The sequence below is a fragment of the Nocardiopsis sp. LDBS0036 genome (genome assembly GCF_041228755.1).
Classification (GTDB): Bacteria; Actinomycetota; Actinomycetes; order Streptosporangiales; family Streptosporangiaceae; genus Nocardiopsis; species Nocardiopsis dassonvillei.
Map to the genome: position 1 here is coordinate 1,807,972 of NZ_CP141103.1, position 25,843 is coordinate 1,833,814.

Annotated in this window: 23 protein-coding genes; 6 read left to right on the forward strand and 17 right to left on the reverse strand. The window is 73.3% G+C overall.

Features of this window, described 5'->3' with window-relative positions; genetic code table 11:
- Nucleotides 1-88: 88 nt before the first annotated feature.
- Entirely contained in the window at nt 89-715 is a 627-nt protein-coding gene (locus tag UIS43_RS07520; protein ID WP_013153794.1) for a TetR/AcrR family transcriptional regulator, read from the reverse strand.
- Between the two features lie 63 nt (nt 716-778).
- Here UIS43_RS07520 and UIS43_RS07525 point away from each other — a divergent pair, with 63 nt between their 5' ends.
- Nucleotides 779-2,197 carry a serine hydrolase gene (locus UIS43_RS07525; protein ID WP_071622355.1) on the forward strand — a complete coding sequence of 473 codons (1,419 nt, stop codon included), beginning with the start codon at nt 779-781 and terminating at the stop codon, nt 2,195-2,197.
- A 143-nt stretch (nt 2,198-2,340) separates the two neighbouring features.
- On the opposite strand, the gene UIS43_RS07530 is transcribed toward UIS43_RS07525, so the two are convergent.
- The 6 genes from UIS43_RS07530 to UIS43_RS07555 all read right to left on the reverse strand — a co-directional run bounded on the left by UIS43_RS07530 (nt 2,341) and on the right by UIS43_RS07555 (nt 7,520).
- Complete coding sequence (locus tag UIS43_RS07530) at nt 2,341-3,102, reverse strand: SDR family NAD(P)-dependent oxidoreductase (RefSeq protein WP_013153796.1); 762 nt, start codon at nt 3,100-3,102, stop codon at nt 2,341-2,343.
- Nucleotides 3,103-3,310: 208 nt separating this feature from the next.
- Nucleotides 3,311-4,075, reverse strand: coding sequence for an enoyl-ACP reductase FabI (gene fabI, locus UIS43_RS07535; RefSeq protein WP_019608363.1), 765 nt, complete (start codon nt 4,073-4,075; stop codon nt 3,311-3,313).
- A gap of 83 nt (nt 4,076-4,158) precedes the next feature.
- Entirely contained in the window at nt 4,159-4,863 is a 705-nt protein-coding gene (locus UIS43_RS07540; protein WP_013153798.1) for a beta-ketoacyl-ACP reductase, read from the reverse strand.
- Between the two features lie 196 nt (nt 4,864-5,059).
- Nucleotides 5,060-5,491, reverse strand: a complete 432-nt coding sequence (locus UIS43_RS07545) for a hypothetical protein (protein ID WP_013153799.1) — start codon at nt 5,489-5,491, stop codon at nt 5,060-5,062.
- 108 nt (nt 5,492-5,599) lie between these two features.
- The gene (locus UIS43_RS07550; protein ID WP_013153800.1) at nt 5,600-6,259 is read right to left on the reverse strand and encodes a response regulator transcription factor; all 660 of its coding nucleotides are present in this window, start codon (nt 6,257-6,259) and stop codon (nt 5,600-5,602) included.
- Entirely contained in the window at nt 6,234-7,520 is a 1,287-nt protein-coding gene (locus tag UIS43_RS07555; protein WP_041552766.1) for a sensor histidine kinase, read from the reverse strand. Before UIS43_RS07555 ends, UIS43_RS07550 begins: the two co-directional genes overlap by 26 nt.
- Before the next feature lie 334 nt (nt 7,521-7,854).
- Between UIS43_RS07555 and UIS43_RS07560 the strand changes: the two genes are divergently transcribed.
- Together UIS43_RS07560 and UIS43_RS07565 are read left to right on the forward strand one after the other, a co-directional pair.
- Nucleotides 7,855-8,622, forward strand: a complete 768-nt coding sequence (locus tag UIS43_RS07560) for an ABC transporter ATP-binding protein (RefSeq protein ID WP_013153802.1) — start codon at nt 7,855-7,857, stop codon at nt 8,620-8,622.
- Nucleotides 8,623-8,627: 5 nt separating this feature from the next.
- Nucleotides 8,628-11,420 (forward strand): FtsX-like permease family protein, encoded by a 2,793-nt coding sequence (locus UIS43_RS07565; RefSeq protein ID WP_370012902.1) that lies wholly within the window; start codon nt 8,628-8,630, stop codon nt 11,418-11,420.
- A 226-nt stretch (nt 11,421-11,646) separates the two neighbouring features.
- On the opposite strand, the gene UIS43_RS07570 is transcribed toward UIS43_RS07565, so the two are convergent.
- The 4 genes from UIS43_RS07570 to UIS43_RS07585 form a co-directional block, all read right to left on the reverse strand.
- A complete protein-coding gene (locus UIS43_RS07570; RefSeq protein WP_019608358.1) occupies nt 11,647-12,078 on the reverse strand; it encodes a hypothetical protein in 432 nt (143 codons plus the stop codon).
- 130 nt (nt 12,079-12,208) lie between these two features.
- Complete coding sequence (locus tag UIS43_RS07575; RefSeq protein ID WP_013153805.1) at nt 12,209-13,027, reverse strand: polyprenol monophosphomannose synthase; 819 nt, start codon at nt 13,025-13,027, stop codon at nt 12,209-12,211.
- A 131-nt stretch (nt 13,028-13,158) separates the two neighbouring features.
- Nucleotides 13,159-13,965: a DeoR/GlpR family DNA-binding transcription regulator gene (locus UIS43_RS07580; RefSeq protein ID WP_013153806.1), complete on the reverse strand. Its 807-nt coding sequence runs from the start codon at nt 13,963-13,965 to the stop codon at nt 13,159-13,161.
- A gap of 52 nt (nt 13,966-14,017) precedes the next feature.
- Entirely contained in the window at nt 14,018-14,245 is a 228-nt protein-coding gene (locus tag UIS43_RS07585) for a hypothetical protein (protein WP_370012903.1), read from the reverse strand.
- Nucleotides 14,246-14,339: 94 nt separating this feature from the next.
- Here UIS43_RS07585 and UIS43_RS07590 point away from each other — a divergent pair, with 94 nt between their 5' ends.
- A complete protein-coding gene (locus UIS43_RS07590; RefSeq protein ID WP_019608354.1) occupies nt 14,340-15,164 on the forward strand; it encodes a 4'-phosphopantetheinyl transferase superfamily protein in 825 nt (274 codons plus the stop codon).
- 136 nt (nt 15,165-15,300) lie between these two features.
- Here the strand turns inward: UIS43_RS07590 and UIS43_RS07595 are convergent, their stop codons facing one another.
- Nucleotides 15,301-16,458 (reverse strand): acyl-CoA dehydrogenase family protein, encoded by a 1,158-nt coding sequence (locus tag UIS43_RS07595; protein WP_013153809.1) that lies wholly within the window; start codon nt 16,456-16,458, stop codon nt 15,301-15,303.
- A gap of 220 nt (nt 16,459-16,678) precedes the next feature.
- On the opposite strand from UIS43_RS07595, the gene UIS43_RS07600 reads away from it, so the two are divergent.
- Both UIS43_RS07600 and UIS43_RS07605 read left to right on the forward strand, forming a co-directional pair.
- Nucleotides 16,679-17,671, forward strand: a complete 993-nt coding sequence (locus UIS43_RS07600) for a LysR family transcriptional regulator (protein ID WP_013153810.1) — start codon at nt 16,679-16,681, stop codon at nt 17,669-17,671.
- A gap of 214 nt (nt 17,672-17,885) precedes the next feature.
- On the forward strand, nt 17,886-19,196 hold the full coding sequence (locus UIS43_RS07605) for an ABC transporter substrate-binding protein (RefSeq protein WP_358169359.1): 1,311 nt from the start codon (nt 17,886-17,888) through the stop codon (nt 19,194-19,196).
- Nucleotides 19,197-19,419: 223 nt separating this feature from the next.
- Here the strand turns inward: UIS43_RS07605 and UIS43_RS07610 are convergent, their stop codons facing one another.
- The 5 genes from UIS43_RS07610 to UIS43_RS07630 form a co-directional block, all read right to left on the reverse strand.
- The gene (locus tag UIS43_RS07610) at nt 19,420-20,076 is read right to left on the reverse strand and encodes a TVP38/TMEM64 family protein (RefSeq protein WP_071622359.1); all 657 of its coding nucleotides are present in this window, start codon (nt 20,074-20,076) and stop codon (nt 19,420-19,422) included.
- A 142-nt stretch (nt 20,077-20,218) separates the two neighbouring features.
- Nucleotides 20,219-21,637, reverse strand: a complete 1,419-nt coding sequence (locus UIS43_RS07615) for a cell wall metabolism sensor histidine kinase WalK (RefSeq protein ID WP_071622360.1) — start codon at nt 21,635-21,637, stop codon at nt 20,219-20,221.
- 102 nt (nt 21,638-21,739) lie between these two features.
- Nucleotides 21,740-22,507, reverse strand: a complete 768-nt coding sequence (locus UIS43_RS07620) for a TIGR03943 family protein (protein WP_370012904.1) — start codon at nt 22,505-22,507, stop codon at nt 21,740-21,742.
- The gene (locus UIS43_RS07625) at nt 22,504-23,610 is read right to left on the reverse strand and encodes a permease (RefSeq protein ID WP_013153815.1); all 1,107 of its coding nucleotides are present in this window, start codon (nt 23,608-23,610) and stop codon (nt 22,504-22,506) included. The genes UIS43_RS07620 and UIS43_RS07625 overlap by 4 nt, the downstream gene beginning before the upstream one ends.
- A gap of 415 nt (nt 23,611-24,025) precedes the next feature.
- Complete coding sequence (locus tag UIS43_RS07630; protein ID WP_013153816.1) at nt 24,026-25,657, reverse strand: sodium:alanine symporter family protein; 1,632 nt, start codon at nt 25,655-25,657, stop codon at nt 24,026-24,028.
- Nucleotides 25,658-25,843 lie beyond the last annotated feature (186 nt).

A 25,843-nucleotide genomic window follows, 5' to 3' on the forward strand; every position in this document is an offset into this window, starting at 1 on the left:
CAACGACCTCCGGGAGCGCTTCGGAGACTCCGGCCGTTCCAGGGGGAACACCGCCACCGCGGCCGGGAACGCGGCCGGGGTCGGCGGTTCAGCGCGCGTACTGGCGGCACTCTCCCGTGAACACCGAACCCAGTTCCGCGCGCAACGCCTCCCGGGCACGCTCGGCGGCTCCCGGCCCGCCCCGGTAGACCTGGGTGGCCAGCCCCTCGGCCACGGCGGCGACGCGGGCGGCGGACGCGGCGGCGTCCACGTCCGCCTCCACCTCACCGCACTCCACGCCGTTGCGCACCGCCCGGGCGATCTCGGCGTGCAGCGCGTCCGCCGTGCGCGCGTCCACCTCGGCCAGGGCCGGGTTCTCCAGGGCCCGTCCGGCGAAGACGCGGATCACCCGGAATTCCGCCCGGCGGGGCTCGTCCAGGGGCAAGTGCTCGGCCAGCGCGGCCAGCAGGATCCCGGAAATGGTCCTCTCGTGCCGGGCGCCCTCGCTGACCACGTCCGCGACGCGGGTGGCGACGGCCGTGCTGACCCGCTCGAACGCGTGCAGGAGCATGTCGTCCTTGGACGGGAAGTAGTGCTGCACGAGCCCGACGGAGATCCCCGCGCGCGCGGCCGTGCGGGCCACGGTCACGGCGTCCAGCCCCCGTTCGGCGATCAGCTCGCACACGGCGCCGGTGATCTGCGTGCGCCTCTGGGCGTGGTCTGCGGTTCTCGGCACCGGATAACCGTATCATGGTACGGTCATAATCGTATGGATATACGGTTATCGAAAGGCCCCCTCATGCCCCTCCCCCTCACCCACGTCCCCCTCGCCCTGCTGCTCGCCCTGTCCCCCGTGGTCACAGCCCCACCGGACGACGCGGCTCCCAATGACCCCGCCGCGATGGACGCCTACGTCCAGGAACGCATGGCCGCCACCAACACCCCCGGACTGGCCTACGCCGTGGTCGGCCCCGGGGGCGTCGAGCACCGGGGGACCTTCGGCGTGGACGGCGACGGCGCCCCGGTGGACGAGCACACCCCGTTCCTGTGGGGGTCGGTGGCCAAGCCCGTGACCGCCACCGCCGCACTGGTCCTTGCCGGGGAGGGGCGTCTGGACCTGGACGCCCCGGTCGAGGAGTACCTGCCGGTCTTCGCGGAGTTCGGCGCCGACCCCACCGTGCGCGACCTGCTCACTCAGACCTCGGGGCTCACCGGGCGCACCGCCGCAGCCACCAGCGACCTCTACGGCGAGGGGGCCCCGGACCTGGACGCGCGGATGGCGCGCGTCGCCGCCTCGGAGCCGGGGACCCCGGGCACGCACGAGTACAGCAGCGCGAACTACCTCGTGCTGGGCGCCGTCATGGAGGAGGTGACCGGCGACTTCCACGGGTACCTGCGCGAGAGCGTCCTGGAACCGACGGGGATGGACGGCGTCTTCGCCAGCGCGGCCCAGGCGCGGGAGGCCGGGCTGAGCCCGGGGCACCGCACGCTGTGGGGCGTGCCGGTGGCCGACGCCGACGGTGTGGACGACGAGGGAGCCGCCTACGGCTACCTGGGCGGGGACGTCACCGACCTGGCCGCGTTCGCGCGGGCGCAGGTGGCGGCGGAGCCGCCCGTGCTGGACGCCGCCGCACTGGAGGAGGCCCGCACGGGGCTGGTCCCGGTCCCCGGTTCGGCGCAGGAGTACGGCCTGGGATGGCGCGACACCGCCCTGTCCGACCTGGGTGAGCCGATCGTCTTCCACGGCGGTTCGACCCCGGGGTACGCGGCGATCGTGGTGGTGCTGCCCGAACGCGGGAGGGCGGTGGTGGTCCTCCAGAACACCTACGACATGCTGCGCGACAACGGAATCCAGGCGGTCGCCTTCGGGCTGGCCCACATGCTCGCGGGCGGGGACTCCCCCTCCTCCCCCGGCACCGACCCGCTGTACCTGGCGTCGGTGTGGACGCCCACGGCAGCCGCGGCGGCGCTGGGCGCGGGCGCCGTCGCGGCCGTGCAGGTGCGGCGGCCCCGCAGGTGGGCGACCGCGCTGTGGTCGGCGCTGGGGCTGGTCGCGGTGGCCGCCGCGGTGGGGGTGGCGGTGAGCCACGGCCCGCGCCCGGCCCTGACGTGGCTTCCCGACGTGACGGCGGCGACGCTGGCGGCGGGTGCGCTCGGCGCGGCCGTCGTGGTCCTGCGTCTGCTGGCGCACCGGCGCGGCGCCCGATCCCGGGACTGACCCCCGGCGCACAGGGCGACGCCACCGTCGTGGCCCCGCACCCTCTGGCACACCGGCGCGACACCCGACCCCGGACCGGCCCCCAACGCACGGGGCGGCCCCGCCGCGGCCCGCCCGGCGGGCCCGGCCGCGGCGGGGCGCGCTCAGATCCGGTCGAGGAAACCGCCGTCCACCATCAGGTTCTGTCCGGTGACGTAGGCCGCGGCCGGGCTGGCCAGGAAGGCCACCGCGCGGGCGACCTCGTCGGGGTGGCCGAGGCGGCCGTAGGGGATGCGCTCGCGGACGGACTCGTAGAACCCCGGGTCGCTTTCGCGGCGGCGCGCCCAGCCCCCGCCCGGGAACTCGATCGGGCCGGGCGAGACGGTGTTGACCCGCACCCCCTCCCCCGCCCAGGCGCGGGCCAGCGAGGACGCGTGGTGGTTGAGCGCGGCCTTGACCGCGCCGTAGGAGCGCGGTCCGGCGGGCACGGTGGTGTGCAGGGCCGAGGTGCTGGAGATCAGCACCACCGAGCCGCCGCGCTCGGAGGCCAGCAGGTGGGGTTTGGCCGCCTCGGTCAGGCGCACGAAGGGCATCAGGTCGGCCGCGAAGCCGCGCTCCCACTGGTCGGGGGTGGGCGCGCTGCCGCCGGAGACGTTGGACACCAGCACGTCCAGGCCGCCGAGTTCGGCCACCGCGCCCTCGACGAAGGAGGGCAGCGCGTCGTGGTCGGTGACGTCCAGGGCGCGCGAGAACACGCGGGCGCCGGTCTCCTCCAGCTCGCGGGCCGCCTCGGACAGCGGTTCGGGGGTGCGCGCGCAGATCGCGAGGTCGGCGCCCTCGACGGCGAACAGCTGGGCGATGGCCCGGCCGATCCCCCTGCTGGCACCGGTCACGGCGACCCGTGCCCCCTTCAGTCCCAGATCCATTGCCCCGTCCCCTTCGCTCTCGGCTCGCACGGCCGCCTGCCGGGGTCGCACGCACCTCTTCGGGCACACGGCGGGCACTCGCCGCACCCGCCCCGCGACGGCAGACGGGCGGGCCGCCCCCTGGGGGTGGCCCGCCCGCGTCAACCTATCGCACGCCCACGGCGGGGCACCGGTTCCGGAGGAGCCGGAGCCGGTGCGTTCGGGGCGGTCAGGCCCCGGTGGAGTGGAAGCCGCCGTCGACGTGGACGATCTCGCCGGTGGTGGCGGGGAACCAGTCCGACAGCAGCGCCACGACCGCCTTGGCCGCGGGCTCGGGGTTGGTGACGTCCCAGCCCAGCGGGGCGCGCTCGGGCCAGTGCTTGGCCAGCTCGGAGAACCCGGGGATGCTGCGGGCGGCCATGGTGCTCAGCGGCCCGGCGGAGACCAGGTTGACCCGGATGTTCTGGTCGCCGACGTAGCGGGCCAGGTAGCGGGCGGTGGAGGTCAGCGCGGACTTGGCCACGCCCATCCAGTCGTAGATGGGGTAGGAGACGCTGTTGTCGAAGTCCAGGGCCACGACCGAGCCGCCGTCCTTCATCAGCGGCAGCAGCGAGGTGGTCAGCGACTTCAGGGAGAAGGTCGAGGTGTGCATGGCCGTGGCCACGTCCGACCACTCGGTGTTGAGGAAGTTGCCGCCCAGGGCGTCCTGCGGGGTGAAACCGATGGAGTGCACGACGCCGTCGAGGCCGTCCACGTGCTCGCCGACGCGGGCGGCCAGGGTGGAGAGCTGCTCGTCGTCGGTGACGTCCAGCTCCAGGATCGGGGGCGTCTCGGGCAGGCGCTTGGCGATGCGCTCCACCAGGCTCAGGCGGCCGTAGCCGGTGAGCACGACCGTGGCGCCCTGCTCCTGGGCCAGGCGGGCCACGTGGAAGCCGATGGAGGAGTCGGTGAGCACACCGGTGACGAGGATGCGCTTGCCTTCGAGGATTCCCATGTTCGGGTCGTCCGTCCTGTCTGTGGTCCGTTGCGGAAGGGGAGCCCTTCCGGTGGCTGAAGGGAAAAAGGGGGCGGACCCGGTCAGTGGCCCATGCCCAGGCCGCCGTCGACGGGGATCACGGCGCCGGAGATGTAGGCGCCGCCGGGCCCGGCGAGGAAGCCCACCGTCCTGGCGATGTCCTCGGAGGAGCCGAGGCGGCCCAGGGGGACGTTCTTCTTGATCTCGGCCTGGCGCTCCTCGGACAGGGCCGCGGTCATGTCGGTCTCGATGAAGCCGGGGGCGACGATGTTGACCGTGATGTTGCGCGAGCCCAGCTCGCGGGCCAGGGAGCGGCCGAAGCCGACGAGCCCGGCCTTGGAGGCGGCGTAGTTGACCTGGCCGCCGGAGCCGAGGAGGCCCACGACGGAGGAGATGAGGACGATGCGGCCCGAGCGCTTGCGCATCATGCCGCGCACGGCGCGCTTGGCCACGCGGAAGGCGCCGGTGAGGTTGGTGTCCAGCACGGAGGAGAACTCGTCCTCGCTCATCAGGGCCAGCAGCTGGTCCTTGGTGATGCCGGCGTTGGCCACGAGCACCTCGACGGGGCCCTGCGCCTCCTCGACCTCCTTGAAGGCGGCGTCGACCTGGGCGGAGTCGGTGATGTCGCAACGGACGCCCAGCAGACCCTCCGGGGGCTCGCCGGAGCGGTAGGTCACGGCGACGTCGTCTCCGCCCGCGGCCAGCTCACGGGCGATGGCCAGGCCGATTCCGCGGCTGCCGCCGGTGACCAGTACCGAGCGCGACATAGGGGCTCCTCTTCTCCTGCGGCTGCTGTGATCAGCCACGACGTGGTGTTGCGGGGGGTGGGATCGCATTGCAGCGTACCGAGCTACCCGGCGGTAGACGCAACCGAGGCGAACAGGGGCGCCGATCCGCCCATGTGCGGGGATTCCGGACACGCTGGGGGGACGCCCCGAGCACGGCGGGCGGCGGTGAGGTGTGTCACCGACGCGGGTCCCCTTGTTCCTCCCCGTCCTCGGCCTCCGGTGGTCGGGGTACGCCGACGACGACCGCCAGGATGAGCATCGTGCCGGGGCTCAGCAGCCAGGTGTGCGCGGACCCCGTGGAAACCATCCAGGACAGGATCACCAGTGCGATGTGGCCCAGCCCCGCCCGCATGCCCGACAGGGGCCGTGCGTGCCCCGCGGGCGGTCGCCGCTCGGACGAGCCCGGATACGGATCCTCCCCGAAGACGACGCCCCGGCGGTCCAACCAGACGAATCCGGCCAGGACCGCGGACGCGTACAGCGCCAGGAGCGTGGGCGACTCGGTGAGCCTGACCACGAAACTGCCCGTGAAGGCGGCCATGAGCAGGCCCCACCCGCCGAGCACGCGGGGCAGGACCTTCCTGTGCCAGGAGGGGAGCGTTGGCACGGTCGGTTCCTTCGTCTGGGGGAACGAGGTCGACAGCGACCCTATCCGGGGCGGGAGACGGCCCCGCCCCGTCCCGGAGTCCGGCCCGCCGCTCACACCGGTCCGCCCTCAGGCCCAGCCCGCGTCGTGGGCCAGGATGGCGGCCTGCACCCGGTTGGACATGTCCAGCTTGGCCAGGATGCGGCTGACGTGGGCCTTGACCGTGGCCTCGCGCATGCCCAGGTCGCGGCCCGCCTCGGCGTTGGACCGGCCCCGAGCCACCGCGAGGAGCACCGACCGCTCGCGCTCGCTGAGCACCGACAGGCGGCGCACGGCCTCGGCGCGGCCCGCCGCGGAGTCGGCGGGGGCGGGCGCGGCGAAGCGTTCGAGCATGCGCTTGGTCACGCTGGGCGCGAGCATCGCGTTGCCCTCGTGGACGGTGCGCACCGCGCCGATGAGGTCGCGGGGCGGGGTGTCCTTGAGCAGGAAGCCCACCGCACCGGCCCGCAGGGCGCTGTGCACGTACTCGTCCAGGTCGAAGGTGGTCAGCAGGACCACGCGGGGCGGCCGGGGCAGGGCGGTCAGGCGGGCGGCGGCGGTGATCCCGTCGGTGCCCGGCATGCGGATGTCGAGCAGCACCACGTCGGGGGCGAGTTCCTCGGCCAGGCGCACGGCCTCGGCGCCGTCGCCGCCCTCGCCCACCACCTCGATGTCGGGAGCGGAGTCCAGGATCATCCGCAGGCCGGACCTGACCAGGAGTTCGTCATCGACCAGGAGCGTGCGGATCACCTTCGGAAACCTCTTCCTCCGTACCGGATGGATCGTCGGTTCGCACGATAGCGCGCAGACGCCACCCGCCGTCGGGGCACGCCCCCGCGCTGAGGCTTCCGCCGGAGAGCACGACGCGCTCGCGCAGCCCGGTCAGACCGAATCCGCTGCGGGGCATGGGCGAGGCCGGGCCCCGGGCGGGCGCGTTGGCCACCTCCACCTCCAGCTGGCGGTCGGCGTAGTGCAGGCGCAGGGTGACGGCGGCGCCGGGCGCGTGCTTGGCGGCGTTGGTCAGCCCCTCCTGGACGATCCGGTAGGCGGTGCGCTGGACGCCCGTCGGCAGCGGGCGGACCCGGCCGCTCTCCTCCCGGTCGATCGGCATCCCGGCGGCGCGCCACTCCCCCACCAGGCGGTCCAGGTCCGACAGGACCGGCTGGGGGGCGGTGGGCGCGGCGTCGGTGTCGTCGCGCAGCACCCCGAGGATGCCGCGCAGTTCGGTGAGGGCCTCGCGGCCGGTGGTGCGGATGAGCCCGGCCGCCTCGACGGTGCGCGGGTCCTCGGCGGAGACCTCCAGCCCTCCCGCGTGCAGCACCATGAGGCTGACCCGGTGGGCGACCACGTCGTGCATCTCCCGGGCGATGCGGGTGCGCTCGGCGGTGATGGCCTGCTCGGCCATCATGTGCTGTTCGCGTTCGAGGCGCTCGGCGCGCTCGTGGAGGCGGTCGATGAGCTGGCGGCGGGTGCCCACCCACAGGCCGAAGACCATCGGTACGACCAGCAGCATCCCGATGAGGAAGACCTGGCCGAGGGGGTTGGCCTCGTAGGCGACGACCATGGCCAGGCTGTACAGGGCGAACCAGCCCACCAGCAGGCGACGGTTGCCCTGGTACACCGAGTACGAGTACAGGGCGATCACGGCCGGGACGAAGTTGGCGAAGCACAGCAGCAGCACGAGCGCGGTGACGAGCATCCACTGCGGGAAGCTCCGCCGCAGCAGGACCGTGGCACCGGCGAACACGACCGGGATCACGTAGAGGACCACCCCGGCGGCCAGGGCGAACGCGATGTTCACGTTGGCCAGGAGCGCCAGGAGCGCGGGGACGAGCCCGCCGAACAGGCCGAGCTGCGTGCTGCCCACCAGTTGCAGTACCCAGCTGAACGGCAGCGGCAGCACGGCGTAGAGCCAGTCGGCGATGGTCAGGCGGCGGGCCCACCACCACTCCCGGTTCTTGTTCCACAGGGCGCCGGCGTCCCTGCCCCGGTCGCTCACCCAGCTCCTCATGCTGGGGAGTCTACGGCGGCGCACCCGGTCGGCCCGTGCGCGCGCCGCGCCCGGTCCCGCGCGGTCCGATCGTCGGTCCGCCCGCGAAAGCCCAGGCCGGCAGGGGCGCGTGGCGGGCCCGTGACGGAGGGTGCTCCGACGACCCCCGACGAAAGTCGGTGCGCCGGCCAGACGAAGGAGTCGCGAACCCGCCCGCCACCGTTCCTTTGGCCGAGTCGCGAATCGGCCCCGCGGGGGACGCCCGGGCCGGGCGGGCGGACCTAGCGTTGTGGACAGCCGCGACGGAGAGCCCGTCCGGCCCGCACACCATCCCCGATTCCTGGAGCTGTCTGCCGTGACCGAGTTCACCGTGAAGCCCGACCCGACGGTCACCTCACCGCCGGTGGTGGTCGCCCGGGGCCTCACCAAGACCTACGACACCGGCGACAGCCAGGTCCACGCCCTGGCCGGGGTGGACGTGGAGTTCCACCGGGGCGCGTTCACCGCGATCATGGGCCCCTCGGGGTCGGGCAAGTCCACCCTCATGCACTGCCTGGCCGGACTGGACGTGCCCACCTCGGGCACCGTGCACCTGGGCCGCACCCAGATCACCGGCCTGCGCGACGCCGAGCTGACCCTGCTGCGCCGCGACCGGATCGGGTTCATCTTCCAGTCCTTCAACCTGCTGCCGATGCTGACCGCCGAGCAGAACATCCTGCTGCCGTCGCAGATCGCCAAGCGCGGGGTCGACAAGCAGCGCTTCGACCACATCATCGACGTGGTGGGCCTGCGCGACCGGCTCAACCACCTGCCCGCCAAGCTCTCCGGCGGCCAGCAGCAGCGCGTGGCCGTGGCCCGCGCCCTGCTCAACGCGCCCGAGGTCGTCTACGCCGACGAGCCCACCGGCAACCTGGACTCGCGCTCGGGCACCGAGGTGCTGGAGTTCCTGCGCAACTCGGCCCGCGACCTGAACCAGACCATCGTCATGGTCACCCACGACCCCGTGGCCGCCTCCTACGCCGACCGCGTGGTCTTCCTGCGCGACGGACGTCTGGTGGACGAGGTCGTCGAACCCACCGCCGAGCTGGTCTCCGCACGGCTGCTGAAGCTGGAAGAGGCCTGAGGGACATGCTGCGCACCACACTCGCCGGGCTGCGTCTGCACAAGTCCCGGTACGTCACCACCGTGCTGGCGATCCTGCTGGGGGTCATGTTCGTGTCGGGGACCATGGTCTTCGCCGACACCCTCAACGCCAGCTACGAGAAGTCCGTCATGGGCTCGGCCACCAGCGTGGACGCCATCGCCGTGCCCACCGAGCCCGAGTTCGACCCCGAGAGCACGGAGCCGCCCGAGGAGCCGGTTCCGTTCACCGACGAGCAGCTGGACGCGGTGCGGGCGCTGCCCGAGGTCGCCGAGGCGGGCGGGCTCCTGAAGGGCGAGGCCGTGCTCCTAGACGCCGACGGCCGCGCGGTCGGCTTCGTGCCTCCCGCCGCGGTCGGGCTGGGCGAGGTCAGCCGCTTCTCCGCCGACGAGGGCTCGCTGCCCGCGAGCGGGGACGAGATCGCCCTGGCCACCTCCACCGCCGAGCAGACCGGCTTCGCGGTCGGCGACACGGTGACCGTGCTCGACGCCGAGGGGGACAAGCGCGACTTCACCCTCACCGGGCTGGTCGAGTTCGGCGTGGACCCGGCCTACAGCATGGGGGGCGCCGTCGTCTTCGACCCGGACACCACCCGGGAGATGGCCGGCGTGAGGGACTACGCCGAGATCGACGTGCTCGCCGCCGAGGGCCACACCCCGCAGGATGCGGCCGACGCCGTCGCCGCGGAGCTGGGGGGCGCGGCCGAGGTGAGCACCGGTGAGCAGTTCGGTCTGGACATGGCCGAGAGCGTGGGCGGCCAGGCGGAGATGCTGCGCGTCGCGCTGCTGCTGTTCGCCTTCATCGCGATGTTCGTCGCCGGGATCGTCATCTACAACACCTTCGCCATCCTCATCGCCCAGCGCCAGCGCGAGCTGGCCCTGCTGCGGTGCGTGGGCGCCAAGCGCGGCCAGGTCTTCCGGTCGGTGCTGACCGAGTCGGTGGTCGTGGGCCTGGTCTCCTCCGCCCTGGGCGTGCTGGCCGGTGTGGGCGTCGGCATGGCCGGTGCGACCTACGGCGGCCCGCTGCTGGGCTCCGGGGAGGCGGTGCCCGTGGTGGTCACGCCGACGGCGGTCCTGGTCGGACTGGCCGTGGGAACCGTGGTGACCGTGTTCTCCGCGATGGTCCCGGCCACGCGCGCTACCCGGGTGGCGCCGCTGGCGGCCCTGCGCACCAGCGCCACCGCCGCCGGACTGGAGAAGGGCACCGGCTGGGTCCGCGTCGTCTTCGGCCTGGTGACCTTCGCGGTCGCGGCCGCCCTGGTGGGCCTGACCCAGATGATGGGACCGGGCACGATGGGCCCGGTCATCGTCACCGCCGCCGCCCTCATCGCGTTCGTGGGCGTGGTCGTGCTGGGCCCGCTGCTGGTGCGCGGCATCGTGCGCCTGGTCGGCGTGCCCCTGCGGAAGGTGGGCGTGCCGAGCATGCTGGCGGTGGACAACTCCACCCGCAGCCCGCGCCGCGCGGCCACCGCGATGATCGCCCTGACCGTGGGCGCGACCCTCATCACCGGGTACTCGGTGGTCAGCGCCTCCGTCGAGACGACCATGACCCGGATGCTGGAGGAGCAGTTCCCGGTGGACTACCAGGTCTCCCCGCAGTTCTCCATGGAGGGGACGGGGACCGCCACCGAGACGGCCGAGGGCTCGGAGGAAGCCGAGGACCCGGCGGGGAGCGAGGGTTCCGAGCAGTCCGCAGGCGCCGGGCAGGCTCCCGCCGACGGCGAGGAGAGCGCGGCCGGAGAGGCTCCCGCCGACGGTGCCGAGGGCCCCGCCGAGCCCGCGGAGCCGACCGGGGGCGCGTCCGCCGGTGAGGACTCCGGCACGCAGGGCGGCACCGAGGCCGGGGCGGCCCAGGAGCCGCGGTTCCCCACCATCCCGAACGAGGTCCGGGTGGCGCTGGAGGGCCAGTCCGCCCTGGGCAAGGTCATCGGCCAGCGCAGCGTCTACGTCGACACGGACGGCGGCCAGTCGGTCCCCGTCTACACCTACCCGGGCGCCGAGGTCGGCGTCGACCTCACCAGCGACACCGTCGAGGGCGACGTGACCGACATCGGTCCGGGCCGGGCCACGGTGACGGAGGGCTACGCCGAGGGCGCCGGGGTGGGCGACACCCTCACCCTCCCGGCCGAGGACGGCCGGGACCTGTCCGTGGAGATCGTCGCGGTCGTGGAGGACATGCAGTCCCTGACGGGCGTGACCCTGCACCCGGAGGACTTCGCCGCGGCCTTCCCGTCGGTGGACGAGGACGAGATGCTGCTCATCCGCGCCGCCGAGGGAGCCGACGCCGCCGAGGTGCGCGACGCGGTCTACACCGCGGTCGAGGACCACCCGACCATGCAGGTCGCGTCGGCCGCCGAGATGAAGAACCAGTTCTCCGAGGTTCTGGACATCGCCTTCTACACCATCGCGGCGATGCTGGGCCTGGCGATCATCATCGCGGTGTTCGGTATCTCCAACACCATGGCTCTGTCGGTGCTGGAGCGCACCCGCGAGTCCGCGCTGCTGCGGGCGCTGGGGCTGGCCCGGGGCCAGCTGCGCCGGATGCTGAGCGTGGAGGCCGTGCTGCTGTGCCTGATCGGCGCCGGTATCGGCATCGTGCTGGGCGTGGTGTTCGGCTGGGCGGCCGGGGCCTCGGTCATGCCGGACATGGTCTTCACCGTGCCCTTCGGCCAGATCGGGGTGTTCATCGCGGTCGCGGTCCTGGCGGGGCTGCTGGCCTCGGTGCTGCCCGCCCGCCGGGCGGCGGCCACCTCGATCACGGGGGCGCTGGCCAGCGAGTAGGCGGTCACGCCCTCCGCGGGCGCACGCGTCGCCGCGACGGGAAACGCGAGGGCCCCCTTCCGCCTCCGGGCGGAAGGGGGCCCTCGCTCTCGGCGTTCTCCCCCGTCGGGCAGGGGTCGCTCCGCCGGAGGCCGCATCCCGCGCAACGGCCGTGGACGCCGTGCCCCGGGCGGTACGCCTCACACGGTGTGCCCCCGGGCGGCCCAGTCCTCAGAGTGCGCGGTCCTCAGGTGTCCGGTGCGCCGGTGTCCCTGGGGTCCTCGGCGTCCGGAACGTAGCCCGCCGTGTCGGTGGTCCGGTCGCGCTCGTCGTCCCGGTCGCCGTGGGGCGTGTCCGCCGGATGCTCGTAGGGCCTGTCGGGGTGCTCGCTCCGCACGGCCGCGCCCTCGTCGACGTCGGGCGTGACGTCGTCGCTCTCCTCGTGCATGGCCTCCTGCTCGGCGCTGCGGGTCTCCCCTCCCCAGCTCTCGCGCGGGTAGAGGTCGCTGCGCTCGGAGCGCACCGCCTCGTCGATCCCCCGCGGCTCGGACGAGCTGTCGGTCCCCGGCATGTCGGGGTCCTCGAAGTCGTACTCCTGGATGTCGTAGTCGGCCTCGATCCGCCGCTCCCGGGCGACGGCCTTGCTCAGCTCGGGGTCGTCCCCCATGTCGGTGTCCACGTCATAGGGCTCTTCAGTCATGTCCGCCCCCCTTCCCTCGTTAGTCCCGTGCCCCAAACCGGCACACCTATGTCACCGGCGGGCGCACGGGACGGCGGGCGGGCCGGGGGCGGCCCCGCCGAACGCCCCGCTACCGGCGTCGGGCGCGCTCGGCGCGGCGCAGCAGCAGCGGGCGCAGGGCGGCCTCCAGCGCGACGGAGCCGTCGAGCTTGCTCTGGCCCACGACGCGGTCCTCGAAGTGGATGGGGATCTCCACCATCTTCTGCCCGCGCCGGTAGGCCCGGTAGTGCATCTCCACCTGGAAGGCGTAGCCGGTGCTCTCGATGCCGGGCAGGTCCAGGACGCGCAGCGCCGAGGCCCGCCAGATCTTGAAGCCCGCGGTGACGTCGCGGATGGGGATGGACAGCACGGTCTTGACGTAGGCGTTGGCCCAGCCGCTCAGCAGACGGCGGCTGAGGTTCCACCGCTCGGACAGGCTGCCGCCGGGGACGTAGCGGCTGCCGATCACCACGCCCGCGTTGGTGGCGTGCAGGGTGCCGAGCAACTGGGGAACGTAGCCCACGGGGTGGCTGAGGTCGGCGTCCATCTGCACCACGTGGTCGGCGCCCTCCTCCAGGGCGCGGGTCATGCCAGCGACGTAGGCGCGGCCCAGGCCGTCCTTGGCGGTGCGGTGGACGACGCCGACGCGTCCGGCGAACTCGACCGCGAGCTTGTCGGCGACCTCGCCGGTGCCGTCGGGGGAGCCGTCGTCCACGACCACCACCCGCAGCCGCGGCAGGTCCAGGGCCATGAGCTGGCCCACCAGCACGGGGAGGTTGTCCGCCTCGTTGTAGGTGGGCACGACCACCGTCACCCGGGAGTCGGCCCACGGCGCGGGGAGCGCCACGGGTTCGGGGGTGACGCGCACGGGCGGGGAGGACGGCTGCTGGGGAGACGGCTGGGAGGACATGCGCGGCGGCTCCTGCGGATCGGACGGGCGGTGCGGGACGGGCGGAGCGTACGCGGGATACGCGTGTGAACGGTAGGGTACGCGGTCCTTTCCTCCGTTCGCAGAGGAGAAGTCCCCTTTCCCCTCCCCGCTCACTGCCCCCGCTCTTGGGCGACCACCGCGACGTGGACGAGGGCGCCCGTCTCCTCCAGGGTCATCAGCACCTCGGGGTCGGCGCTGCTGTCGGTGACCAGGTGGGCGATCTCCTCGGGGGCGACGGTGGGCACCATGGTGTCGGCGCCGATCTTGGTGTGGTCTGCCAGGACGATGGTCTCCTCGGCGCAGGCGGCCAGGGCGCGGTCCACGCTGGCCACGGCCGGGTTGGGGGTGCTCAGGCCGCGGTCGGCGCTGACCCCGTTGCCGGAGAGGAAGGCCCGGTTGACGCGCAGCCCGGCCAGGCTCTCCTCCGCCGCCGCCCCGACCAGGGCCCGGATGGGGCCGTGCAGGGTGCCGCCGGTCACGACCACCTCGACGCCGACGGCCCCGGCCAGGACGTCGGCGACGCGCAGGGAGTTGGTGACCACGGTCAGGTCGGTGCGGGTCAGGAGCGCGCGGGCGAAGGCCTCGGCGGTGCTGCCGGGGCCGATGGTGACGGCGTCGCCGGGGCGCACGAGTCGGGCCGCGGCGGTGGCGATGGCGGCCTTCTCGGCGGCGCACTGGCCGCTCTTGCCGGAGTAGCTCTGCTCGTGGCCGATCCTGCCGGGCAGGGCGACCCCGCCCCGGCGGCGGTCCACCAGCCCCTCGGTCTCCAGGGCGCGCACGTCGCGGCGGATGGTGACCTCCGAGGCGCGGACCCTGACGGCGATGTCGCGCAGGGACATGGTGCCGTTGGCGCGCACGAGTTCGAGAATGCGCTCCCGGCGCTCGGCGGCGAACGCCGGACGGTTCTCCTCGGCCATGGACCCACTTCCGTGCTCTGCTCGGGCACGGGCCACGGTCCCGCGCGACTCCCTAGACTACGGACCCGTCGGCGGTGGTGATCCGTCCGGGCCGGACGGCGTCCTCGGGCGCCGCCTGCTCCGGAACCCTCCCGGAGGCGGTCCCGGGCTCCCCGGTCTCCGCGGCGGCCTCCTCCTCGGTGGTCTGGCCCCCCTCTCTCAGGAGGGTGACCACGACGATCGCCGTGAGCGCCACCAGACCGACGAGCGCTCCCGCGCCGAGCAGTACCACGACAGACATCTGGGCCTCCCAGGGGACGGGCTGACCTGCCAATAACCGAATTCCCGGTTTGGGTTGACCTCACACCACCGAACGCGGGGGAGATCGGGACACAATGGGGGGCATGAAGCTCGATCCGGCACCCCTGTCCATCGAGGTGTGGTGGGTACGCACCTCAGCCGCCGACGACCGCCTGCTGCGCCTGTTGGACGAGGAGGAACGGTCGCGCAACGCCCGCTTCCGGCTCCAGGCCGACCGCGACCGGCACCTGCTGGGCCGGGCGGTGTCCCGGCTGCTGCTGGCCGAGCGGGCCGACTGCCCGCCCGAGAAGGTGACCTTCGCTTTGCGCTGCCGTTCCTGTGAGGAGAAGGAGCGGGCGGGCGCCAGCCGGGGCGAGGACTCCGCGCAGGGCCCGCACGGCAAGCCCCACCCCTCCGGCCCCGCCGAGGGGTGGGAGCTCTCCGTCAGCCACTCGGGTGAGTGGGTGGTGCTGGCCCTGGCCCGCGAGGTGCCCGTGGGCGTGGACGTGGAACGCGTGTCCCCGGCCCGCGACCTTGAGGGTCTGGCGGGCTACACGCTGGGCGAACCCGAGCAGCGGGCCTGGGAGCGCCTCTCCCCCGCCGACCGGGTCGGCGCCTTCTTCCGCTACTGGGCCCGCAAGGAGGCGCTGCTGAAGGCGACCGGCCTGGGCCTGTCCGGCGGGATGCGGCGTGTGCTGGTGAGCCCGGCGGACGCCGCCCCCGCCCTGCTGTCCTGGGAGGGCGGCGGGGCGCCGGGGGCGGTGGCGCTGGCGGACCTGGACGTCGGGGCGGTCCCGGACCGGGGCGGGGAGGAGTACCGCTCCGCCCTGGCGGTGCTGACCGACCGGCCGCTGGAGCTGGAGCCGCGCACCCACGAGGAGACCGTCCGGCTGCTGCGCTCCCGGCCGGGCGGAGGCTGAGCCCCCGAGGGGCGGCAGGGCCCCTCGGGGAGGGCCGTGTTCCCCGGGGAGAGCGGGCCCTCCCGGGGCGGACCGCCCTCCGGCCCCGCGTTCTCGCGGGCCTGGCGGCGGCGCGGGCCCTCCCCGGGGGAGGTGGTCAGGCTCCCTCCCTGGCCAGGTGGCGGCTGATGACCATGCGCTGCACCTGGTTGGTGCCCTCCACGATCTGGAGCACCTTGGCCTCGCGCATGTAGCGCTCGACGGGGAAGTCGCGGGTGTAGCCGTAGCCGCCGAAGACCTGCACGGCGTCGGTGGTGACCCTCATGGCGGTGTCGGTGGCCAGGAGCTTGGCCATCGCGGCCTGCTTGCCGAAGGGGAGCCCGGCGTCGCGCAGGCGCGCGGCCGACAGGTAGAGCTCGCGGGAGGCCGCGACCTGGGTGGCCATGTCGGCGAGCATGAAGCCCACGCCCTGGAAGTCGCCGATGGCGGTGCCGAACTGGTGGCGTTCGCGGGAGTAGTCCACGGCGGCGTCGAGGGCGGCCTGGGCGAGGCCGACCGCGCAGGCGGCGATGCCCAGGCGTCCGGAGTCCAGGGCGGACAGGGCGATGCCGAAGCCCCTGTCCCGCTCGCCCACCAGGGCGTCGGCGCCGAGGCGGACGTCGTCGAGGAGGACACCGGCGGTGATCGAGGAGTTCATGCCCATCTTGCGCTCGGGGGCCGCCGATCCCAGGCCGGGGGTGTCCGCGGGGACGTGGAAGCAGCTGATGCCGCGGGCGCCGGAGTCCGGGGCGCCGGTGCGGGCGAAGAGCGTGTAGTAGTCGGCCTGGCCGCCGTGGGTGATCCAGGCCTTGGCGCCGTTGACGCGGTAGCCGTCACCGTCGGCCTCGGCCCGGGTGGTCAGGGCGGAGGCGTCCGAGCCCGAGGCGGCCTCGGACAGGCAGTAGGCGCCCAGGAGTCCGCCGCCGAGCATGCCGGGCAGGTGGGCCTCCCTCTGCGCGTCGGAGCCGAAGGTGGCGAGGGGGTAGCAGGACAGGGTGTGGACGCTCACGCCCAGGCCGACCGCGAGCCAGCCCCGTGCCAGCTCCTCCACCACCTGGAGGTAGACCTCGTAGGGCTGGTCCCCGCCGCCGTACCGGCCGGGGTAGGGCAGGCCGAGCAGCCCGGCGCCGCCGAGCACGCGGAAGACCTCGCGCGGGAACAGGCCGCCCTCCTCGTCCCCGGCGGCCCGCGGGGTCAGCTCCTTGTCCACGATCTCCCGGGTCAGTTCCAGGAGTTGCTCCGCCTCGGGGGTGTGCAGAGTACGTGCGACCGTCATGAACCTCTCCCGCGCCTGTCCGACATGTGGACACCTAGTAGGACGTCCAACTATATGGTGACGTACGGCACCCCCGCTCCACAAGCCGACGGGGCCGGGCGCTCCGGTCCCTTGGACGCCGCACCGCTCCGGCGGCCGTCGCGTTAGACGGGGCGGCCCGCCGCGCCCGCGACGACAGCACGTCTGTACACGAGCCCCCTCCTCGTCCTAGATTCCACGCATGGACCTCGAACTCCGCCACCTGCGCACCATCTGCCTCCTGGCCGACACCGGCAGTGTGACCAAGGCGGCCGCCGCGCTCTCCACCTCACAGCCCGCGCTGACCACCCAACTCCAGCGGATCGAGCGCGAGGTCGGCGGACCGCTGTTCCACCGCGGGCGTTCGGGGGTCCGCCCCACCGAGCTGGGCGAGTTCGTGCTGGTGCGCGCACGCTCGGTCCTGCTGTCCATGGACGACCTGCTGCACGACATCACCGCGCGCGGGGCCTCCCCCACCACCCTGCGCGTGGGCGGGGTCGGACCGCTGACGCTGGAGCTGTCGGCCCGCATACCCGAGGTCTTCCCGAACGTGCCGGTCCACGTGCGCACGGAGTACTCGCCCAAGCTGGTCACCGACCTGGTGCGCGCGGGCCGCCTGGACCTGGGGACCACGATCGACTACGTGGACCGCGACCTGTCCACCGACGGCCCCCTGTCCTGGGCGATGCTCTCGGTGGAGCCGCTGCACGTGGCGCTGTGGGCCGACCACCCCCAGGCGAAGCGGCCGCTGGTCAGGCTGGGCGACCTGGCGGGGACGCCGTGGGCGCTGACCCCGCCGGACGGCACCGGCTGGCCCGAGTGCTTCTACCTGGCCTGCCAGCGGGCCGGGTTCACCCCCGATGTGCCCTACCGGCTCTACGACCGCTCCGAGATCCGCGACCTCATCGCCGACCGCCGGGCGGTCGCGCCGTGCCAGCCGGACTTCGACACCGGGCCGGACGTGGTGGTACGCCCCCTGGAGGGCGAGCCCATACAGCTGCGCCACCTGCTGGTCTGGCGGCGCGACAGTCCGATCCAGCAGGCCTCCGACACGATCGCGCGGCTGGCCCGCGAGATCTTGGGCGGCCCGTCCCGCACACCGGACCCCCCGGCCCCGGGCGACGCCGCGTCCGCTCTCGACCGGGCGCCGGGCGAGCGGCGCAACGGACGCGCGCCGGGGGCGCTCAACGGCTGAGCCGACCGCACTCCACCCCCTCCCACCTGGACACACGTCACATAGCGACCGGTCGGTTTGCGAGGTGGGGCGGCACGCGTAGAGTGTTTACTCGCAAGTAACGTACTCGTGAGTAGACATACCCCCGCCGTCCGCTCCACAGACACGTACCTCTCCCCCCACGGGCCCCGCCCCGCCCGTTCCGCGAAGGCACGACCGAGTCCAGGACACCATCATGCGACCACTGAGCATCCTCTCCTCGACGCTGGCCGTCACGGTTCTCCTCACCTCCTGCTCCAGCGGCACGGACGGCTCCGACCGGGCCGTCACCCCCGGGGTGACGGCCGACGCCGTCGTCATCGGCACGCACCAACCGCTCACCGGAGCGGCCTCCCCGGGTTTCCGCCACGTCTCCACCGGCGCCCGCGCCGTGTTCGACTACATCAACGACAACGGCGGCATCCACGGCCGCCGGATCGAGTACCAGGTCCAGGACGACGCGTTCGACCCCGCGCAGACCCAGGAGGCCACCCGCAGCCTCATCGACGACCAGGAGATCTTCGCCATGCTCGGCGGCCTGGGCACCCCCACCCACGAGGCCGTGATCGAGGAGCTCAACGAGGCGGGCGTCCCCGACCTGTTCGTCTCCTCCGGCGCCCTGGCCTGGGACCAGCCCGAGGTCTACCCCCACAGCTACGGCTTCCAGGTCGACTACACCCGGGAGGCCAAGATCCAGGGCCAGTACATCGCCGAGAACTTCCCCGGCGACAGGGTCGGCCTGCTCTACCAGAACGACGACGTGGGCCCCTCCTCTCACGCGGGGATCGAGCAGTACCTCACCGAGGAGATCGTGGCCTGGGAGTCCTACGACCCCGGCGTCCCCGAGCTCGCCGGACAGGTCGAGGAGCTCAAGCGGTCGGGCGCCGAGGTCGCCGTCTGCCACTGCATCCCCGCCTTCCTGGCCCTGGCCGTCCTGGAGGCCACCGCGATCGGCTACACCCCGCAGTGGGTGGCGCCCAGCTTCGGCGGCGACGTGGCGGTGGCCACCGGCCTCATCGAGGAGTACGCCCAGGGCACGGCGGCCGAGAACGTCCCGCCCGAGGCCTTCCTGGACGGTCTGATCATCACCGCGTTCCTGCCGATGGCCGCCCAGCGCGAGGACCCGTGGACCGAGTTCTTCCTGGAGATCCACGAGAGGTACAACGAGGGCACGCCCTTCACCGACACCACCGTCTACGGCATGGTGCAGGCGGTCCTGTTCGCCCAGGTGCTCATGGAGACCGGCCCCGACCTGACCCGGGAGAGCCTGCTCGGCACCCTCAACTCCCACGAGTGGACGGGGCCCGGCCTGGTGCCGTTCAACGCCACAGAGGACGACCACAGCGGCTACGCCGGGGTGATGGTGGTGCAGCACCACGCCGGCGAGGAGCCCGAGATCCTCCAGGAGCCCATGGTCACCGACAGCGACGGCGGGGAGGTCCTGCCCTTCGAGCTGGACCGGCCCTCGCCCGACGAGGTGTCCCTCTTCGGGGGGTCCGGCGGCTAGGTTCTGTTCTCTGGTCCGTGATCCAGCCAGAGCAGGGCGCTGACCAGTACGGCCCCGGGCCCGGGGAGGCGTGGCGAGCTCGTCCGAACGCGTAGCGACGCCCCGGCAGTGCTTGAGCGGGCCGATGCAGCGTTCGACCGGGTTGCGGCGCTTGTGGGCCTGCCGGACGAAGGTGGGCGGGCGTGCGCGACCGCCTCGGGGACGCGCGGGTTCGGGACGGGCCTCAGGACCGCGTCCGCCGACGGCGCGAGCGCGTCCACCAGACCGCGCCGATCGCCACCGCGAGCACCGCCCCGCCCACGGCCACCGGCAGGCCCAGGTCCGTGCCGCCGACGCCGACCAGCACCAGCGCCGCCGTGCTGGGCACCCCGCCCAGGAGCGTGCCCAGCACGAAGGGCCACATCCGCATCCGCGTCAGCCCGAAGCCGTAGTTGACCACCTGGTAGGGGATGACCGGAACCAGGCGCAGCTGGAGCACCGCCATGAGGGCGCGTCCGCCCGCCAGGGTCTCCAACCGGGTGCGGGCCCCCTCGGGCAGCCGCCGGGCCACCGCGTCGCCCGCCACGTGGCGGGCGACCCAGAACTGGGCCAGGGCGGCGCACACCCCGCCCGCCACGGCCAGGACCAGGCCCAGGGACATTCCGAAGAGCAGCCCGGCGGCGGCGTTGAGGGCGGGCCTGGGCAGGAAGGCGAACACCCCCAGCAGGTACACGCTCAGGTAGGCCAGCGGAGCGGCCGCTCCGGCGTCCTCCACCCAGGCCTGGAGGGTCTCCAGGTCGGGGCCCCACAACAGCGCCGACACCAGCAGCGCCACCCAGAGCAGCAGCAGGGCGAGCCGCGACACGTCCGCGGCTCGCACGCCGCGCGTGTCCTCACCCATGGCCACAGCGTACGCCCGGCGCCGGACTCCCACGGAACCGGCGGATACACGCCGTTCGGCGCAGGCGGCGCGAACGGTGCGTTCAGTGTTGTTCGGGACGCTCCGAACACCCGTGCCGCCCGGGGCGGACGGTAGGGCCGCGCTACTCGGGACGGTCGTGGCGCCCGTGGTGTTCGGGGTCCTCGGAGGCCTCGGGGAGGCGCAGAACGAACGCGGCCCCGCCGAGCAGTTCGCTGTGTCCGGCCAGCAGACTGCCGCCGTGGGCCCGGGCGATCTCGCGGGAGATGGCCAACCCCAGACCGCTGCCGCCGGGATCGCGCTCCCGCGACTCGCTCAACCGCGCGAAGCGCTCGAAGATCCGCTCCCGCTCCCCGGGCGGAATCCCCGACCCGTCGTCGTGCACCTCCACCACCGCGAAACCGTCCTCCCGCCCGACGATGACGTCGACGCGGGATACGGCGTGCCGGTCGGCGTTGGCGATCAGGTTCGTCAGGACCCGCACGAGCCGCAGGCGGTTGGCGACGACGTGGACCGGCCCGGAGGAGTGCAGCCGCAGTTCGGGAATACTGCGCTCGAACGGGAACTCCTCCGCGACCAGCGCGGACAGGTCCAACCTTTCCTGGACGGGCGCGGTACCGGCGTCCAGACGGGCGAGTTCGAGCAGGTCGGCGACGATGTTCTCCAACCGCTCGGTGTCCGAGAGCAGGCCGGTGAGCAGCCGTTCACGCGCGCGGGCGTCGGGATCGGGATCGGAGAGCTCCACCTCCAGCTTGGTCCGCATCCCGGCGATGGGGTTGCGCAGCTCGTGGGAGGCGTCCGAGACGAACCGCCGCTGCCGGGCCATCCCCTCCTCCATCCGTTCCAGGCTGTGGTTGGCGGTACGGGCCAGGTGGGCGACCTCGTCGTCGCTGTCGGGCACCGGGAGCCTGCGGTGCAGGTCACTGACGGAGAGGGTGTCGAGCTGGGCCCTGACCTCCTCCACCGGGCGCAGCGCGCGGCCGACCCCGTGCCAGATGACGAACCCGGTGGTGGCGAGCAGGACGCAGGACATCACCACCAGCGCGTCCTCCAGCACGTGGGTGGCCACGATCTGGGGCGTGCCCACGGCCGCCAGGACGACGACGTCGCCGTAGGCCGTGTCGTCGACGGCGTAACCCGACACCAGCAGGCAGGTCCGGGGGTCGACGCCCGCGACCGGTCCGCAGACCGTGGTGTCCACCCGCGGGTCGGAGGCGGTGGGGCGCTCGGCGGTCAGCTGCGGCTGGCCCTCCATGGCGTCGCTGGAGGCGAGCACCGCACCGGAGTCGCGCGCGACGACCTGGATCCGCAGGACGGACTCCCCGTCGGGGATCAGCTCCGGGTAGCGCTGGACCGCGATGTGGTCCGCGACGTCGCGGGCCTCCTCCGCCGCCAGGTCGCGGACCTGCTCCACGATCGCCTCGCGGACGAGGAAGATGGTCAGGGCCAGGCCCAGTCCGGTGACCACGGCCAGTGCCGCGACCGCGCCGAACGTGACCCGGGCCCGAATCGACCGGGGACGTATCCGCTCCCACACCCTCATGGGCCCGTCATCCCAACCTGGCACCGACCCATTGTCACCCAGGGGGCCGGACATCCGTCGAAGCGACGGCGGTGTGGCGGCGGTTGGCGAACGGACCGGCGGTTACTGCTCGTAGGGGGAGGGCGGGTTGCTGACCTCCTCCATCTCCAGGACCTCGAACTCGTGCTGGCTGACGTCGGCGATGTCGCCCTCGGGCTCGACCCAGGTGCCGCGCACCGTCCACCAGCTGTCGGTCTCCGGCGGGGGCTCGTTGGAGATGTGCACCTTGTTGACGATGGCGTCGGCCGCGCAGCAGGACATCTGGAGGCGGGCCAGGAACCAGCCCTCCCCCTCGGGGTCGGGCACCGCGAAACCGGTCAGCTCGACCTTGCGCCCGGCCAGCTCGCGCTCCTCGTCCACCCAGGCGCGCATCACGAACTGGCGGATGTCCATCGCGACGACCTCGCCCGGTCCGGCCTCGGCCAGGCCGTCGTCGAAGCGGCCGGGGCGCGCCTGCTCGGGCGGCGGGGCGGAGGAGGCGGCGGTGGACTCCACGGTGTAGGCGCCCAGCGCGGGCGGGGCGACGACGAAGACCGCGACCACCGGCAGCAGGAGCAGCCAGGCCACTCTGGGCGCGCGGGAGTGGTCGTGCCCGTGGCCGTCGGCGGAGTGGTCGGAGTGCTCCTCGGGGGCGGTCGCGGCCGCCCTCTCACCGCGCAGCTCGGCCACGATGATGAGCACGCCGAGCACGGCCATGACCACGCCCGCGGCGATGAGGAAGGGGCCGAAGCCCGCCTTGACCCAGTTGAGGTAGAGGTCGGTGGCCACCGTGCTGGTCAGCGCGGCGGCGCCGAGCAGGACGAGGGTGAGCCCCTGGGCGATGCGGTTCACAGGAAGAGGCCTCCGATCAGGAAGGTGCTGAGCAGCCCGACCAGCAGGCACATCGGCGCGAAGCGCACCACGAAGCGCCAGCCGAACACACCCGCCTGCATCGCGATGAGCTTGAGGTCGACCATCGGGCCGATCACCATGAACGCGAGCTTGGCGGTGGGCGAGAACTCGGTGAGGCTGACCGCGACGAACGCGTCGGCCTCGGAGCAGATGGACAGCAGGATGGCGAGCAGGGCGAGCACGAGGACCGAGACGACCGGGAGCCCGGCCACCGTCACCAGCCACTCGCGCGGGACCAGGACGTTGAGGGAGGCCGCGGCCAGGCCGCCGACCACGAGGTAGCCGCCCGCGTGCATCATGTCGTGCAGCATGGACTCGCGGAAGACGGTCCACCGGGATTCGCCGGGGGCGTGCGTGCGCGCGGGCAGGCGCAGCCAGTCGGTGCGGCCGAAGCGCACCCAGATCCATCCGATGACCACGGCGGCCAGCAGCGAGGCGACGAACCGGGCGAGCACCATCTCGGGCTGCCCGGCGAAGGCCACCGCGGTGGCGATCATCACGATCGGGTTGATCGCGGGCGCGGCCAGCAGGAAGGTCAGCGCGGCGGCGGGCGCGACCCCGCCCTTGATCAGGCTTCCGGCGATGGGGACCGAGGCGCACTCGCACCCGGGCAGCAGGGCGCCGGAGGCCCCGGCCACCGGCACCGCCCGCGCGGGGCTGGAGGGGATGAGGCGCTGGTACACCGAGGTCGGGACGAACGCGGTGAGCGCCGCCGACAGCGCGACGCCGAAGACCAGGAAGGGCAGCGCCTGGAAGCTGATCGCGGTGAAGATGGTGGCCCAGGCCAGGAAGGCGTCGCTGGTCAGCCGGTCGGTGACCCAGGCGTGCCCCATCGCCATGGCGGTGATGAACAGGGCGAACAGCCAGACCGTGCCGGTCCTGCGCTGGCCGCCCCTGCGCCCCCAGTCCTCGGGGGGCAGTTCGTCGCCGCGGTCGTTCCACCCCCCGGCGAGGGTGTCGCCGAGCGAGGCGGAGGCGTTGGGCGGGGCGGAGCCGGGCGCGGCGGGGTCGGGTGCGGCGGCGGGCGTCGTCCGGTCGGACACGGTGGTACTCCGCGGTGGTCGGGTGGGAACTCCACGCATCGTACCGAAAATCGTTTTCGCCCGTCAGCGTCCCACTCCGGCCTGTGGACGACCGGACCCCGGGTTCAAGCAAGGTAGCCCTCCCCGGCGGGAACAACGGTCTTCCGCTCTCCCCCACACCCACCTACCGCACCAGTCCCGCGGGCACCATCGCGGCGAGCGCCCGCGGCCGGTCCCCGGACCTGCGGGCCGCCACCAGCAGGAGCACGACGCCCACCAGGGCACAGACGCGGACCGCAGGCCGCCGACCCCCGGGGCAGCAGGGCCGTCACGGGGAGGGCGAGCGCGCCCGGGGCGGGCCCGGCCACGGCGGCCAGGAGGAACACCGGAGGAGGGAAGGGGAGCCGGTGGAGGGGGTGTTTACGGCACACCCCGGTCATCGCTCGGTGTCGGACCCCCGGTCCCCCTCCTCGGGGCCGTCGTCACCGTCGGAGCGGTCCGCGTCAGCGGCCTCGTCCACGGCCGTCGCGCCGTGCGACTCCGCCTCCCCCGGGTCGGACCGCTCGCCGTCCCGCCCCCGCTCCTCCGCGACCGCGCCCGGGTCCGGGGGTGCCTCGCCCTCCCCGCGGGGGACGTCCTCGGGCTGGGGCCCGGAGGCCGGGCCCCAGCACTCCACGTTGCGCAGGCCGGGCATCTTGGCGAGCGTGAACTGGGGGTCCAGGCCGTTGCGCAGCTGGCGGCTGTAGTCGGCCAGCAGCCGGAAGGCGATCCCCGACAGCGGCGCCAGGGCCAGCAGGTTCACGGTGGCCATCACGCCCATGGAGATGTCGGCCAGGCTCCACACCAGGGTCAGGGGCGCCACGGAGCCGAGGAAGACAGCCGCCAGGACCGCGTAGCGGAAGTAGGTCATGTGCTGGGGGCTGCTGTCCAGGAACTGGAGGTTGGTCTCCCCGTAGTAGTAGTTGCCCAGCACGGAGGTGAAGGCCAGCAGGAAGAGGATGATCGTGAGCGCGTGGACCGACCACCCGCCCAGGCTGGCCTCCAGCGCGCCCTGCGTGACCTGGATGCCCCGGTCGTCGCCGTACTCGGGGCCGCTGACCAGCACGATGAAGGCCGTCACCGAGCACACCAGCCAGGTGTCGAAGTACACGCCCAGCGTCTGCACGAGCCCCTGCTTGGCCGGGTGGGAGACCGAGGCGGTGGCTCCGGCGTTGGGGGCCGACCCCAGACCCGCCTCGTTGGAGAACATGCCGCGCCGCATGCCCTGGACGATGGCCGTGCCCACTCCCCCGGCGACGAACTCGCGCGCGCCGAACGCCGACGCGAAGATGTCGCCGACGACCCGGGGCAGCTCCCCTATGTTGAGGGCGACCACCCACAGGCCGATGAGGATGTACAGGACGGCCATGAGCGGGACCAGCGCCTGGGCGGCGTGCGCGATGCGCCTGACCCCGCCGAAGATCACCAGCGCGGTCAGGCCCGCCAGCACCAGCCCGATCACGGCCGACAGCGGCAGGCCGGGCGTCCCGCCGAGGGCGCCCACGGAGGTGGACACGGCGGCGGCGATGCTGTTGGCCTGCACCGTGTTGAACACCAGGCTGAAGGTCACGGTGATGATCACCGCGAACAGCACGCCCATCCACCGCCTGCCCAGCCCCTTCTCCATGTAGTAGGCCGGACCGCCCCGGAAGCCGGTGCTGGTGCGCACCTTGTACAGCTGGGCGAGGGTGGACTCCACGAACGCCGCGGCGCCCAGCACCGCGGCCATCGTCCACATCCAGAACACCGCGCCCGGCCCGCCCAGGATGATCGCGGTGGACACGCCGACGATGTTGCCCGTCCCCACCCGTGAGGCGGCCGAGATGGAGAAGGCCTGGAAGGAGGAGATCTCCCGTCGGCCGTCGGGCGCCACCCCCGGGGCGCTGCCCAGGACGCGGAACATCTCCGGCAGCAGGCGCAGCTGCACGACCCCCGAGCGCACCGTGAAGTAGACGGCCAGGACGATCAGGAGCGGGATGAGGAAGTAGCTCCAGAAGAAGTCGTTGACGGCGACGACTGCGTTGTTCACGCGCTCCCCTTCAAGCGGTCCGGTCTCCGGCAAGTGTCCACGTCACCGGAGGTGGGAGCCCGTGCGGACACGCGAAGGGGCGGTAAAGGACCGTAACGGGTCAACAACCCGCCGCGGGCACATGATCGGGCACCGGCCTGTGGTGGGGGCGCCCATGGTCAGCCGTGCCCGCGCTCCCTACGGTTG

What these genes read in the sequence shown, in the direction of transcription:
- fabI (WP_019608363.1), bottom strand. Translation starts at nt 4,075, where the DNA reads ATGGGAATCCTCGAAGGCAAGCGCATCCTCGTCACCGGTGTGCTCACC.
- UIS43_RS07605 (WP_358169359.1), top strand. Translation starts at nt 17,886, where the DNA reads ATGCGACCACTGAGCATCCTCTCCTCGACGCTGGCCGTCACGGTTCTC.
- UIS43_RS07540 (WP_013153798.1), bottom strand. Translation starts at nt 4,863, where the DNA reads ATGTCGCGCTCGGTACTGGTCACCGGCGGCAGCCGCGGAATCGGCCTG.
- UIS43_RS07580 (WP_013153806.1), bottom strand. Translation starts at nt 13,965, where the DNA reads ATGGCCGAGGAGAACCGTCCGGCGTTCGCCGCCGAGCGCCGGGAGCGC.
- UIS43_RS07565 (WP_370012902.1), top strand. Translation starts at nt 8,628, where the DNA reads ATGCTGCGCACCACACTCGCCGGGCTGCGTCTGCACAAGTCCCGGTAC.
- UIS43_RS07595 (WP_013153809.1), bottom strand. Translation starts at nt 16,458, where the DNA reads ATGACGGTCGCACGTACTCTGCACACCCCCGAGGCGGAGCAACTCCTG.
- UIS43_RS07600 (WP_013153810.1), top strand. Translation starts at nt 16,679, where the DNA reads ATGGACCTCGAACTCCGCCACCTGCGCACCATCTGCCTCCTGGCCGAC.
- UIS43_RS07575 (WP_013153805.1), bottom strand. Translation starts at nt 13,027, where the DNA reads ATGTCCTCCCAGCCGTCTCCCCAGCAGCCGTCCTCCCCGCCCGTGCGC.
- UIS43_RS07530 (WP_013153796.1), bottom strand. Translation starts at nt 3,102, where the DNA reads ATGGATCTGGGACTGAAGGGGGCACGGGTCGCCGTGACCGGTGCCAGC.
- UIS43_RS07585 (WP_370012903.1), bottom strand. Translation starts at nt 14,245, where the DNA reads ATGTCTGTCGTGGTACTGCTCGGCGCGGGAGCGCTCGTCGGTCTGGTG.
- UIS43_RS07525 (WP_071622355.1), top strand. Translation starts at nt 779, where the DNA reads ATGCCCCTCCCCCTCACCCACGTCCCCCTCGCCCTGCTGCTCGCCCTG.
- UIS43_RS07590 (WP_019608354.1), top strand. Translation starts at nt 14,340, where the DNA reads ATGGGGGGCATGAAGCTCGATCCGGCACCCCTGTCCATCGAGGTGTGG.
- UIS43_RS07555 (WP_041552766.1), bottom strand. Translation starts at nt 7,520, where the DNA reads ATGAGGAGCTGGGTGAGCGACCGGGGCAGGGACGCCGGCGCCCTGTGG.
- UIS43_RS07610 (WP_071622359.1), bottom strand. Translation starts at nt 20,076, where the DNA reads ATGGGTGAGGACACGCGCGGCGTGCGAGCCGCGGACGTGTCGCGGCTC.
- UIS43_RS07615 (WP_071622360.1), bottom strand. Translation starts at nt 21,637, where the DNA reads ATGAGGGTGTGGGAGCGGATACGTCCCCGGTCGATTCGGGCCCGGGTC.